Origin of the sequence: Alkalimarinus coralli (assembly GCF_023650515.1) — a bacterium.
GTDB lineage: Bacteria > Pseudomonadota > Gammaproteobacteria > Pseudomonadales > Oleiphilaceae > Alkalimarinus > Alkalimarinus coralli.
Map to the genome: position 1 here is coordinate 2049147 of NZ_CP096016.1, position 13220 is coordinate 2062366.

The window sequence follows — 13220 nt, forward strand, 5'->3', positions numbered from 1 at the left end:
CGGCTTATTTCGATAGTTAAATTGCAGTCGTTGAAATAAAATAACGTTTATTATTAAAGTTCTTAAAAGTTTGGTCGATAAGTTAAGCAGAGTCTATTAATTAAAGGTTTACGATCATGGCAATCGACATTAACGGAATAAACCCGAACCGACCGGGTAGCTCCCAAAGCAGGAGTGTTGAAACTCAGCAGCCTCGTCAAAAAGTTGACAACTCAGCACAGGACAAACAGCAGGCACCGACTGAAAAAAGAGGTGAAAGCGTAAGTTTCAGTGGCAAAGCAAAAGACTTTCAGCAAATTGAAGCGAGCTTGAAAAGCTTACCTGAGGTAGATTCAGATAAAGTGGCCAAGATACGCGCGGCCCTAGAAGACGGAAGCTATACTGTCTCACCTGAAAATGTGGCCCAGAAAATGCTTGATATGGAGAAACACATTTTCTGAGAGTAAGTAAGTTATGCCGCTTTTAATTGATCGACTCAAGACTCTGCTGCAAGAAGATATTCAAGACCTTACCCGCTTAAGCGAACTGTTAAACAAAGAGCGCACTGCTTTAAAAGAGCGCTCTAACGACTCTCTCAAGCTACTAACCAGCGAAAAATCCTCCCGAATAAAGTCCATCGAGCATCGCGCTAAAGAAAAAGCCAAACTATTCATTGATGCCGGCCATCAGATTAGAAAGGGTGAATTTGAAAAAGTAATCGCCGATATTCCTGACCCGGAACTACAAGCATTGTGGAGAAAGGTGAATGTAGGGCTAAGATTCTGTCAAGATCAAAACACCATCAATGGAAAGGTCGTCAGCCACTCCCTTAAGCGCGTTAACAAGCTAATGGATATTGTGAGAGGGCAGCATAACAAACCCAACCTTTACGGTTCATCAGGCAAAGAAAGCTCTATTGGTGGGCTTAACTCAATAGCAAAGGCCTGATCAATTTACTGACCAGGCCTTTAATTTAGAATGTCTGTTTGCTTTGGAATGGTCTCTCGACTGCTGAGAGCTTTAAACTACAGAGACAGAAACTAAGAATACTCCTTATGCGTTTATTATCTTACCGTTATGGTTACGGAAGAATCGGCAGAGAAGTTAATATCACTCATATACACACTTCCGAACGACGCACTTGTTGGCCCAGCCCCTGCGACTCTGATATTTTCCAGGCTAATCTTGTCAATATGAGTAGGGAGTGCCAACTTCATCTTGCCAGGTTCGAGCATTTCAAAACCAGGCTTACTGGTATCATAAACGACACCTTCTACCTTTGAATCCCACGCCAACATATTAGTCACCGGAACAAACACGTTCGTCAGGTTTTTTAAGACCTTAACAGAATCTGGCTTCTCTTCGTTGTTAACCATCTGCATTAAGTTTTGAATGTCGTCAGTGATACCTTGCGCTGTCACACCCGCCAACGAGTCATCATCAAGGGCTTTCATGCCAGTTTTGGACTTAAATGCATTAATCTGCTCGCCAGCTATTGCATCACTGCTGGCGTTGCTTGTCTGGGTTGAAGCGGCAAACGCAACCATAGGCTGAAGTGGCGTTACAACCATAGCTACAAATGCAGCCGTATAACGATAACGCTTTTGATGCTTTAGCGTTCGATCCAGGTCTCGGTCTGTAATCAAGCCTTGGCAAACCAGCACCTCACCTAATCTTTGACCAGTCCTTTTCTGCTGAGCCAGTGCGCTATCAAGCTGCTGTTCAGTAATATAACCCCGATTAACCAGTAACCGACCAAGACGGGATTTGTCTAGTTGTTTTGTTTTTGTAGCTATCATATCCCCGACCTCTAACGTGTTTGAGTTTGTATTGATCCCACACGAATAATGGTACGTATTGCGGTTTTTGTACACAGGATAAGCTTGTCGATTAGTTAAGAAATGTAAGTACAGTTTTCGATTTGATACAGGGCAAAAAAATGAAAAAACAATATTTTTGTAAATCAGTTAGTTAGTAGAACTTCCATTTTAAAAAAGTATTCTATAATAACTGTTCGAGAGCCAAATAAAGCATCTTCAGCCGATACCATCAGGAAAAGTCATTGTCATTTAAAATTCAGGATATTAATTTACCCATTAAGCTGATTCAGGAGGCTCAGGCATACCTTTTCAGAAAGCGTTTTTTCTACCGGTTTAGCGATATCGTTGAAGCTAAGTATATTCAATATATGCTTTCGAGTTACCAGTTAGAAAACCGTTTATACCCTATTCTTGGGGGGCTGGGGCTTGTTATTTTTTTGATAGCGGACCATTTGGTAATCCCCGAAATATTCAGCCAAGTTGCAACCATTCGAGCGTTAGGCGCTGTCATTATCCTATCGATGGTATGCTTTACGTACTACTACCCTTCTTACCGTTGGCAACAGCTTATTCTCTGTGTCGGTGGTTTGATCATTCATCTTTCATTGGTACTCATTGGCGTTTTGGCGGCCAACAGTGGGCATTATCATTACCAGTTTGGCCCCATAGTCACAATTTTCTTTATAAGTAACGTTATACGTGTCGGGTTTAGCTATGCCCTGCCCGCAACCATTTTAATGTTCGCCTCTCAAGTCTTTGCTATCACCTTATTGACCGACATATCCCACGAACAGGTTACGGAAATACTTTTTATCTATTCATTCGTCACCATAATCAGCCTGATTGTGAATGGTAGAATGGAGTTCGAGATCAGAAAAAATTTCTTACGCATTCTGTTACTGAACCATGAGCAGGAGCAATTGATAAAAACTCAGGACGAGCTACGTAAATTATCCACTTCTGATAGCCTCACCGGCCTTTATAACAGGCGCTATTTTAATAAACATATCGAGCGGGAGTGGCTCAGCGCAATCCGGCATAAAACCCCCATATCCGTGCTCATGATTGATGTTGATGACTTCAAGCAGTATAACGACTCACAAGGTCACCTGGCAGGTGATGATGCCTTATCAGCTATCGGTAAAACGCTGCACCAGAGCATCAAACGGCCAGATGATTTAGTCGCCAGATATGGAGGAGAAGAGTTTATTGCCACACTTCCTCACAGCGACGCAGAATCTGCGCAAAGTGTTGCCCAAAATATGCTCACCGAGATATACAAGCTTAATATTGACCACCCTGATGCATCCCATTGCAACCGACTTACAATTAGCATAGGTTACTGTTCAGTTATCCCAGATCAGGAACAATCGATAAAAGATCTGTTAAAATGCGCGGACGATGCACTTTACGAATCCAAACGTAAGGGGAAAAACTGCATTTCAATGGGAAAATGCAGCAATTAAAATCAACCTCAACTTCACCAATAAATTAACAAAGGGTATTTTAAATGCGTAGGCACACAACTTTCATTAAATCTCTGTTGCTCTCATTGTCTTTTATATTCAGTTCAATCGCAGTCGCTGCCGACGACCCATCTGCGGTCAGCGATACCAAGGTACTGATAGAAACGAACTACGGAAATATCACGCTCAAATTAAACCCGGAAAAAGCCCCCATTACTGTCAAGAACTTCCTGAGCTACGTAGACAGCGGGTTTTACACCAAGACTATATTTCACCGCGTCATTCCTGGTTTTATGATTCAGGGCGGGGGGTTTTATAAGAGTATGGATAAACTACCTACGAAGGCTCCAATTAGAAATGAAGCGGCCAACGGCCTGCACAATAATCGTGGCACCATCGCAATGGCGCGCACCAATGACCCGCACTCAGCCTCTTCGCAATTTTTTATCAATGTTGCCAACAACAACTTCCTTGACTACAGCTCACAGAGCATGGGATACGCAAGTTTTGGTAAAGTGATTGATGGAATGGATGTGGTAGATAAAATAGCCACGGTCAAAACAACCCGGCGTAATATGCACGCGAATATCCCGGTTGACCCTGTCGTAATCAAAAAAATGTCCGTTATCAAATAGTTCGGCCCTTTACTCCATTCTAACGAGTTACCATTTTGCAGTTACCTTCAGTACCTACTGCCGACCTCATCTGGGATGAGGTCGGCCACCCTATTTCAAAAGATCACGATGACGTTTATTACTCTCGAGAAAGTGGCCTTGAAGAGACTCAATATGTGTTTCTTGACAACAATAACATCGAAAATCGACTCAGGGATTTAACTCAAAAAAGTAATTTCACTATCGCTGAAATTGGCTTTGGCACAGGCTTAAACTTCTTGTGTTGCTGGCTGGCCTGGCAAAAAATTAGAGATTCCAACGAAGTACGTTCATTGCATTTTGTATCCGTTGAGAATGCGCCAATTAAGGTATCCGACTTAGCTAAAGCCCTAGACAATTGGCCTCAACTCAGCCATCTAAGCGAACAGCTCCTGGAGCAGTATCCTCTGGCAGTTAAAGGCTGCCACCGCTTGGTGTTTGAACAAGGGAGGGTCACACTGACACTCTATATTGGCGATGCAGAAGAGCAGTTTAAAGATGCACTGTTTCTGGCCGATGCATGGTTTCTCGATGGTTTTGCCCCTCACAAAAGCCCGGACATGTGGAGTGCTGAGCTATTCAATATAATTGGCCGACATAGTGCTCAGGATGCGACCTTTAGCACCTTTAGCATCGCTGGTGTTATAAGGCGAGGCATGTCTGGCGCAGGCTTTAACGTAATAAAGGTGCCCGGGTTTGGCCGTAAGAAAGAGATGCAAACCGGCTATTTGGTGGCTCCAGAGGCCGACGTGGCTGACACTAATCCAAAAGTAACTCCGTCAGCCAATCACTCTTCTGCAAGTCACTCTTTTGCAAATATTAGCAAGCTTAACAGTCTGCTTGACAGCGCTTGGCTAAAAGGCAGTCTTGGCACCGTTCAAGGCACGGCCTCTACTAACTATACTGGCTCAACCGACGATACCTCCTCAAGCGGCTATACCTCTTCAAGCGGCTATGCCTCTTCAAACGACTACGATGTGATTATAGTCGGCGCAGGATTAGCAGGCGCATCAACAGCCACTGCGCTGGCAACGAGAGGGTTAAAGGTTTTAGTGGTTGAAAAGCAAAAAGAACCCGGCGCGGGTGGCTCAGGCAACCCTCAGGGGGCGGTTTACAACAAGTTCTCCTCTGATTTTAATATTCAAACAAAGTACGCGTTAAGTAACCTCCTGTTCAGCCAGAACTATTATAGCCGCGCACAACAGCAGTCAGAAACACCATTCTGGAACAACTGCGGATTAATACAAGTTGCCTGGAGTGATAAAGAAGAGGCCAAACAAGCAGAGTTCTTGGCGAAAAATCATTACCCAGAGAACCTGTTAACACCCTTAACGCCTGAGCAGGCAAGCCGCTTGGCGGGCGTAGAACTAAGCCATGGCGGTATTCACTTTCCTGACTCAGGCTGGGTCGCTCCGAAAAAATTGTGCGAGTCACTGCTCGACAATAAAGATATTGTCACGCTGTACAACACTCAAATTACGGAACTCACTCAGAACTCAGAAACACTACAATGGTCGGTAATCAGCGATAACCGCGTTGTTGCCAAAGCTAATAATATTGTCGTTTGCTCTGCCTCCGACGCGAGAACATTCGAGCAACTCAGCCACTTACGAACCAAGCCGATAAGAGGCCAGGTATCGGTCATCTCATCAAAAGCGGAATACCCTTTAAAAAAGGTACTGTGTGGCGAAGGTTATATCAGCCCAAGTTTAAATAATGAGTTTTGTTTTGGGGCCACATTTGATCTTAAAAACGACCATAGCGAAGAACTGGCAGAAGACCACACAAAGAATATTAACCAGTTAACCGACTGGCTCCACTCCGCTAAAGAGTTATTGTCTGATAATCAGATATCATCACTAAAAGGCCGTGCATCGGTGCGGTGCACTTCACCCGACTATGTCCCAATAATTGGGAAAGCGCCAGTTTTACAACAGCAGGTTGAGCGCTTTTCAAAACTAAGAAACGATGCAAAAGCAAAGTTTGACGTAAACGGCGCCTATTACGAAGGGCTATTTGTCAATATAGCCCATGGTTCAAAAGGCCTATCCTCATGCCCATTAGCCGCTGAGTTTATCGCCAGCCAGATATGCAATGAGCCCACACCGCTCTCTGCTGACATCGTTAAGGCCATCAGCCCGTCGCGATTTATTATCAGAGACCTGATCAGGAGAAAGTTATAAAGCGCTCACCAAGAAATAAACTTGCAGGCTCAATCATGCTGTAGACTTACTTTGGGTAAGCCTACAGCATATCGATAAATTCATGCTCGTTCATAACCTTAATGCCCAGCTCTTCTGCTTTTTTAAGCTTTGAGCCTGCTGCCTCTCCTGCAATTAGGCAATAGGTTTTCTTGGAAACACTACCACTCACTTTCGCCCCCAGCGCTAGCAACTTCTCTTTGGCCTCTTCGCGAGTCATCTGACTGAGTGTGCCCGTAATAACGAACGTTTTACCCTGCAAGGCCTTATCAGCCGTATCAACAACGATATCTGGCCAGCTCACGCCTTCTGCTACTAACTGGTCAATAATCTCATTGTTATGGGCCTGCTCAAAAAAGGAAACAATATGATTCGCCACAATCGGGCCAACATCCTGAACAGCAATCAACTCATTAACCGTGGCATTTCGAATTTTGTCCAACGTTCCAAACGCATTTGACAGTGTTCTTGCGGTGGTCTCCCCCACTTCCCTTATCCCTAGCGAATAGATAAAGCTCGATAGTTTGGTTTTTTTAGACTTCTCCAGTGCGCCCAGCAAATTATCTGCTGACTTTTCTGCCATTCTTTCCATGCTCGCTATTTGGTATCGGCTAAGCGTATATAAGTCGGCAACATTTTTTATGTGGCCTTCATCAACTAACGCTTCAACTAACTTGTCACCCAGCCCATCAATATCCATTGCCTTTCTGGATGCGTAGTGCTTTATCGCTTCCTTACGCTGCGCCGCACAGAAAAGACCACCAGAGCAACGAGCAACGGCTTCACCTTCAAGCTGCACTACTTCAGACTCGCACACCGGGCAATGGCTTGGAAACAGGACTGGTCGGGCGTTGTCAGGCCGTTTCTCTTCAACAACCTTTACAACTTTAGGAATTACGTCTCCCGCTCTTCGTACAATGACGCTATCACCAATCATTAACCCCAGGCGCTCAATTTCGTCCATATTATGAAGAGTCGCGTTGCTAACTGTTACACCGCCGACAAAAACCGGTTTTAAGCGAGCAACTGGGGTGACGGCTCCGGTTCTTCCGACTTGAAATTCAACATCTAACACTTCGGTTAATTCTTCCTGGGCAGGGAATTTATGCGCAATAGCCCATCTAGGGGCACGGGATACAAAGCCCAACCGCTGCTGTAACGCTAAGTTATTGACTTTGAACACAACACCATCGATTTCATATGGAAGACCATTTCTCTTTTCTGCAATCGACCGATAGTACTCCAAACAGCCTGCAACGCCTTTAACCACTTTCATTTCAGCGTTAATTCTCAACCCCCATTGGTTTAAGCAGTGCAGTGAGTCGGTATGGGTCTCTTTGAGGCTTCCCCCCTCTACAATGCCCACCGAATAACAGCACATTTCGAGATTTCGGCTCGCTGTAATTTTTGAGTCCAATTGCCTCAAACTACCGGCTGCGGCATTTCTAGGGTTCACAAAAGGTTTGTTACCCAACCGTTCTGCCTCTTTATTCAGTGCATCAAAAGAGGACTTTGGCATGTAGATTTCACCTCTGATCTCAATGCGCTCAGGAAACCCGTTCCCCATTAGCTTTAGAGGAATCGAATTAATCGTTCTCACGTTTTGGGTGATATCTTCTCCCGTTTCCCCATCCCCGCGTGTTGCCCCTCTTACCAGATAGCCGTTTTCATAAAGCAAACTGACGGCGATACCGTCCAGTTTGGGCTCGCAGGCATACTCAATCTCTTCATCGCTTGCTAAACGTTCGATAATTCTGCGGTTAAAGTCTGCCATATCGTCTTCATTAAACGCGTTATCCAGCGACAGCATTGGCATTTCATGCGTTACCTGGGTGAATGCGGCGAGTGGCTCACCTCCTACTCGCTGAGTGGGCGAGTCGGGTACAACAAGTGAAGGGTATTCCCCTTCTATTGCTTTGAGCTCATTCATTAAACGATCATACTCTGCGTCTGGCACCGAAGGGTCATCCATCACGTAGTAACGGTAATTATGCTTATCCAACTCTTCGCGCAGTCGTTCAACTCGCTGAATAATATCTTCTGATACAGGCATGCTTGGGTGTCTCATAAAACTAATTTTGAAATCACAAATACTGGGTTTGAGCGTCACTTGCACACCGTCCAGGTGCAGTTCGTAACAACTTGCCCGAGTACCCGCCAAATAAAAAGCGAAGCATAGGCTTCGCTTTTTAGGCAATACAGATTAGCTTGTCAACAGCTGAGCTAGCACCTGGCGGCTAGCTGTCGTCGTTCAAAGTCCCGGATTCTTTCACGGCAGTGTTCCAGAGTTTGGGGCGTCATATCGCTTCGCCTTTCATCCTTCATCTCACCAGATAAATTTCTGACAACACATTGAGCGGTTTCTACCATATAGTCGAATGCTCTCATATTGTCTTCTGGTCCAGGCAGGCTCATAAAAAAGCAGATACCAGGCGTTGTCATATCATTTAACTGGTCTTTCGGGAAATAACCAGGCTCTACGGCATTTGCTACACTAAATTGGACAGGGCTGTCTACGGCGCCTTCGTGTCGATGAAAGATCGACATATCACCATGCTCTACACCGCATGCTTCAAGCAGTGTGCTCAAATCAGAGCCCTTGAAGCCCTCGGCAGACTTGCTCATCACATTCAATACAATGACCTCTTGGGCAGGCTTGGGCTTTTGCTCTTTTTTCGCCTGCTTCGACTTATTCGAAGCAGATTTAATTTTAGAGCTGGATGCTTTCAAGCCTTCTCCGAAGGTCATTTTCGTTTTAGGCTTTGTTCCACCAGCGCTGGCCCGACCAGTCGGTGCGGAAGGTTTCGTTGCACGAATCTCACCATCAACCACAGCATTTTTGTCATCTGAGGCTGGTTCATTGCTGATACTACGTTCGTCGACAGCCCCCATTGAGTCAGCTGTATCTCGTTTATCTTTACGAGCAACAACTCTCACCGCAGAAAGGTTGTCATCGCCCATGTCGATATTGCCTGTTTCAATGGATGGCTCAATTCGCGCATGAGGATCAGAAAATTGAGAAGCGTCTTGAGTATAGTCCTCATCGGCGTGCTGTGATGTTTCCTCAACAACATTCCGCTTAGCGCTATTGGCTAACCTCGCCCCACCGTTGGGAAGTTCAGGGTTAAAACCTTCATCAAGTGGGGAGTTCTCTATCTCGCCTCCCATGCCCATTGATATTTCAAGTGAGTCGCGTCTGGCGCGCCTCATTCTTCGTATGCCGTCAATGACGATTCCGGCAATAATTAGACCACCAAAAACAATTAACCACTCTCGTAAATTCATATCCATATTCTTACATAAAACCGTATTACTGTTTGTAGATTAGACTAATATCCGGTTAGCAATCACTGAGTCGACTACTGCCGTTCATTCTTACAAACATATTAATAATGAACTCTATACTAGAGATTAACAAAAAATTACCATCAAGTGCTAATTGTAACGGTAGGCTCGCCATTTCTGAATAGTAATTGCCACTATACCGGCGATTTTTTTACGGTTTTGACGGGTGAGGCAAAGTCTGCATTTTGCTATACGCAAAATCTCAACATCAATGAGGTGGTTTTTGGTGTTTAAACCGCAGCCATTTGTGCGGCTTCTTCTACATCGACTGAGACCAACCTTGAAACACCTGGCTCATGCATTGTCACCCCCATTAGCTGATCAGCCATTTCCATGGCGATCTTATTGTGAGTAATGTAGATGAACTGTACTTGATCAGACATCTCCCTCACCATATTGGCATAGCGTGCAACGTTAGCGTCATCCAGAGGCGCATCGACCTCGTCCAACATACAAAACGGCGCAGGGTTAAGCTGAAAGATAGAGAATATCAATGCAATCGCTGTGAGGGCTTTTTCTCCACCAGACAACAAATGAATGGTAGAGTTCTTTTTACCGGGCGGTCGAGCCATAATAGAAACGCCAGTTTCCAGCAGGTCGTCCCCTGTTAAGTCAAGATAGGCGCTGCCTCCACCAAACACTTTCGGAAACAGCTCCTGAAGCCCATTGTTCACTTTGTCGTATGTCTCTTTAAATCGGGCTCTGGTCTCTCTGTCGATCTTACGAATCGCTGACTCCAACGTTTCAAGCGCTTCTCTTAAGTCGGCATCCTGAGCATCCAGATAGGTTTTGCGTTCGCTTTGGACTTTGTACTCATCAATCGCAGCCAGGTTAATAGCCCCTAACCGTTGAATTCGGTTAGCAATTTTTCCCAGTTCCGCGATCCAGGCACTCTCCTCAGCATCACCGGGCAGTGTATTCAATACCACCTGCAGATCAAAACTGTCTTTTTTTAACTGCTCTTCAAGGCCCGCCCGATGAATTTCGTGCGCTTGCGACTCCATTTTTTCTTGCTCAAGCTTCGCTCTGACCTCATTAATCTTATTGTCATTTTCGCTTCGACCGCGCTCCTGCTCTTTTATTAACTGATCAACTCGTTCTAGCTTTTCACGGGCGGCGTTGAGTAGTGCTTCTTCGTTCAGCCTATTTTCGAGCAACGCCTCAAGTCTGATTTGAAGCTCTTCAACAGGGTCTGCATTTGATTCGCTATTTTCCTGCAATAAGCGATGCCGCTCTTTCACTCGTTCCAACTGCAAATTCAATTTGTATATGGTGGTCGATAGCGACTCTTTCTGATTTTTCGCTGACTGCACCTTTAGTTGCAGCTGGTGAGAGATATCTCTTTCATGTCGTGCTTGCTGCCGATAGCTATCTAACGAGGCTCGAATATCGTCCCTTCGCTGTAGCAGAACTTCTCGTTCATCTGCATTTTTGTCCATCTCATCCATTGCTTGTTGCCACACAATGCGAGATGTCTCTAACGCTTCAAGTTCTTGCTCGCGCTGCAGCGCAAGATCTTCAATATCTTCCCTGGTTCGTTCGACTCTTGCTGCAATCTGTTCAAACTTAACTTCTGCGGAGCGTAATTGTGAGGTCAATAGTGACAAATCTCGTTCTGCTTCGGTTACTTGACGCGTAGCATCTTCAAAGCGGTGTTCGCTCTCCTTTAAATCTGATTGATTACGCTCCAGCTCCTGTTCGAGAGCAGCAATGTCTAAACTCTGCTGTGCTATAACTTCGTTTAATGCGTCTATATCTTTCTGCCGCTGCAACAAGCCGCCTGCTGCTGAGGACTTTCCGGGAAACTTGACCCAGTGACGCCCTATTCTTGTGCCATCAGTCAGTACTATAGATTCATCATCAGAGAGCTTGTGGCGAATCGCATTTGCCTCTTTTAAGGAGTCAGCAACATAAACTTTATTGAGTATTGGATAATAGCAAGCCCCCCCTTTTACAAACGATGAGAGAACGGCATTCTCGAGCGATTTTTCACCTGCAATGACGCGGTTTGAATCACCAGCAGAATTCTCGAATAGTGATATTGATGAGGCAATATCCGCGATGTTAAAGTCTGAAATAATACTCAGTTCAGGGACGTTAATACTCTGAAGAAAATGACTCAGAACAGCCTCCACCGCACTGTCCCAGCCATCCTGCACTTTTAGCTGCTGAGTCAGAGAGAGTGCGCTATCAATACTCTGCGCCTGCAGCCAGGTTACTCGCTCCTGATCGTCATCCCCGAGTGCGCCCTTTTGCAAAGCCTTTTTGGAGGCCAGCTCGCCACTGCTTTGCTGGTACTGCTTTCTGCTGGCAGCAAGCGCCTGTTCGATTTGGGTGATTGATTCTCGATTCTTAGCGATAACTTCAGACGCGCTCAGCTTTACTCCGCGTGCATCTTCGACCACTAACTCTTTTTCAGCAATCTGCTCTTTGAGTTCATCAAGAACACTGTGATCATTTTGGCCTTGAAGGTTAGCCAGCTCTTCCTGTAAGCGTCTTGTTTTTTCATCTAAACGCTGTAGAGACTGTTCACTCTGTTGAATTCTGGACTGCTCCACTTCAGCTCTTTGTCTGGCATCTGAGGACTGATGATTGAACTGCTCCCAGCCATGCTGCCAACGCTGCATTTCATCTTCCATTACGGCCAATTTTTCCGAAGACTCTTCTGACTTGGCAATGCTCTCTTCAAGTTCGGGGGCCAGCTCTTCGTACTCAGCGTCAATATCATCCAAGCGCTGCTGATCTGTAGCCAATTCTTCTTGCAGCTCTTTGACTGACGAGACAGCCTCCTGAAGCTCTTTCTGCAGCTGCAATGCGCGCTCTTTTTGGTGCTGTAGACTCTGCTCCACTCTGGCGATTTCAGCACCAGAGTCGTAATAGCGCGCCTGCACCCTATTGAACTCTTCACTGCTGTCATGGTGCTCAATACGAAGTTGCTCGGATCTTGCTTCGCTTGAGGTTCGTGCGTATAGAAGTGCTTCCAGCTCCAGCTCAAGTGTTTGCACCTTACCAGTCTTGTCAGCTACCTGCTGATCTAACGCTTTCCATTTCAGCGCATTAAGCTGGGCATTTTTGAGCCTTTCATCTTTCTTGAGTTCAGTATATTTCTCTGCAGCTTGAGCTTGCTTGTGTAGATGTGAAAGCTGCCTTTCAAGCTCTTCTCGTATATCGGACAGGCGTTCAAGATTTTCCTCAGTGCGCTTCATTCGCCTTTCAGTATCACGACGCCGCTCTTTATATTTTGATATACCGGCGGCTTCTTCCAGGAAGACTCTCAGTTCCTCAGGCTTGGATTCAATAAGCTTTGATATCATCCCCTGTTCGATAATGGCGTAACTACGAGGCCCCAAGCCTGTTCCCAGAAACAAATCGGTAATATCCCGTCGGCGGCATTTTGTTCCGTTCAGGTAGTAGAATGATTGGGCTTCCCGGGTTACTTTCCGCCGAATAGATATCTCATTAAACTGGGCATACTCGCCCACAAGCTTGCCTTCACTATTATCAAACACTAACTCTATCGAAGCTTGCCCCACCGGCTTGCGCCCATTCGCCCCATTAAAAATGACATCGGTCATCGATTCGCCGCGAAGGTGCTTGGCAGAACTTTCCCCCATCACCCACCTTACAGCGTCAATAATGTTGGACTTACCACAACCGTTGGGCCCAACAACAGCGGCAAGATTGGTAGGGAACGGCACAGTGGTAGGATCTACAAATGACTTAAAACCCGCTAGTTTGATTGATTTAAGCCTCATT

9 protein-coding genes are annotated in these 13220 nt (G+C 45.6%); 5 read left to right on the forward strand and 4 right to left on the reverse strand.

The window, feature by feature from the left end:
* Positions 1 to 116 precede the first annotated feature (116 nt).
* Both flgM and MY523_RS09085 read left to right on the forward strand, forming a co-directional pair.
* Entirely contained in the window at positions 117 to 440 is a 324-nt protein-coding gene (gene flgM / locus MY523_RS09080; protein WP_250658457.1) for a flagellar biosynthesis anti-sigma factor FlgM, read from the forward strand.
* Between the two features lie 13 nt (positions 441 to 453).
* On the forward strand, positions 454 to 927 hold the full coding sequence (locus MY523_RS09085; RefSeq protein ID WP_250658458.1) for a flagella synthesis protein FlgN: 474 nt from the start codon (positions 454 to 456) through the stop codon (positions 925 to 927).
* 116 nt (positions 928 to 1043) lie between these two features.
* Here MY523_RS09085 and MY523_RS09090 read toward each other — a convergent pair whose 3' ends face one another.
* Positions 1044 to 1778 (reverse strand): cyclic di-GMP-binding domain-containing protein, MshE-related, encoded by a 735-nt coding sequence (locus tag MY523_RS09090; RefSeq protein WP_250658459.1) that lies wholly within the window; start codon positions 1776 to 1778, stop codon positions 1044 to 1046.
* Positions 1779 to 2041: 263 nt separating this feature from the next.
* Between MY523_RS09090 and MY523_RS09095 the strand changes: the two genes are divergently transcribed.
* The 3 genes from MY523_RS09095 to mnmC1 are packed head-to-tail and all read left to right on the forward strand — an operon-like array spanning position 2042 to position 6101.
* Positions 2042 to 3265 carry a GGDEF domain-containing protein gene (locus MY523_RS09095; RefSeq protein ID WP_250658460.1) on the forward strand — a complete coding sequence of 408 codons (1224 nt, stop codon included), beginning with the start codon at positions 2042 to 2044 and terminating at the stop codon, positions 3263 to 3265.
* A gap of 44 nt (positions 3266 to 3309) precedes the next feature.
* Positions 3310 to 3900 carry a peptidylprolyl isomerase gene (locus MY523_RS09100; protein WP_250658461.1) on the forward strand — a complete coding sequence of 197 codons (591 nt, stop codon included), beginning with the start codon at positions 3310 to 3312 and terminating at the stop codon, positions 3898 to 3900.
* Positions 3901 to 3935: 35 nt separating this feature from the next.
* Entirely contained in the window at positions 3936 to 6101 is a 2166-nt protein-coding gene (gene mnmC1 / locus MY523_RS09105) for an FAD-dependent 5-carboxymethylaminomethyl-2-thiouridine(34) oxidoreductase MnmC1 (protein ID WP_250658462.1), read from the forward strand.
* Positions 6102 to 6162: 61 nt separating this feature from the next.
* Here the strand turns inward: mnmC1 and ligA are convergent, their stop codons facing one another.
* The 3 genes from ligA to smc form a co-directional block, all read right to left on the reverse strand.
* Positions 6163 to 8172 carry an NAD-dependent DNA ligase LigA gene (gene ligA, locus MY523_RS09110; RefSeq protein ID WP_250658463.1) on the reverse strand — a complete coding sequence of 670 codons (2010 nt, stop codon included), beginning with the start codon at positions 8170 to 8172 and terminating at the stop codon, positions 6163 to 6165.
* A gap of 170 nt (positions 8173 to 8342) precedes the next feature.
* Complete coding sequence (gene zipA / locus MY523_RS09115; protein ID WP_250658464.1) at positions 8343 to 9404, reverse strand: cell division protein ZipA; 1062 nt, start codon at positions 9402 to 9404, stop codon at positions 8343 to 8345.
* Between the two features lie 290 nt (positions 9405 to 9694).
* A complete protein-coding gene (gene smc / locus MY523_RS09120) occupies positions 9695 to 13219 on the reverse strand; it encodes a chromosome segregation protein SMC (RefSeq protein ID WP_250658465.1) in 3525 nt (1174 codons plus the stop codon).
* Between the last annotated feature and the right edge of the window lies 1 nt (position 13220).

Excerpts from the sequence above, each read along its gene's own strand:
- flgM (WP_250658457.1), top strand. The coding sequence starts at position 117 with ATGGCAATCGACATTAACGGAATAAACCCGAACCGACCGGGTAGCTCC.
- MY523_RS09085 (WP_250658458.1), top strand. The coding sequence starts at position 454 with ATGCCGCTTTTAATTGATCGACTCAAGACTCTGCTGCAAGAAGATATT.
- MY523_RS09090 (WP_250658459.1), bottom strand. The coding sequence starts at position 1,778 with ATGATAGCTACAAAAACAAAACAACTAGACAAATCCCGTCTTGGTCGG.
- MY523_RS09100 (WP_250658461.1), top strand. The coding sequence starts at position 3,310 with ATGCGTAGGCACACAACTTTCATTAAATCTCTGTTGCTCTCATTGTCT.
- ligA (WP_250658463.1), bottom strand. The coding sequence starts at position 8,172 with ATGCCTGTATCAGAAGATATTATTCAGCGAGTTGAACGACTGCGCGAA.
- zipA (WP_250658464.1), bottom strand. The coding sequence starts at position 9,404 with ATGAATTTACGAGAGTGGTTAATTGTTTTTGGTGGTCTAATTATTGCC.
- smc (WP_250658465.1), bottom strand. The coding sequence starts at position 13,219 with ATGAGGCTTAAATCAATCAAACTAGCGGGTTTTAAGTCATTTGTAGAT.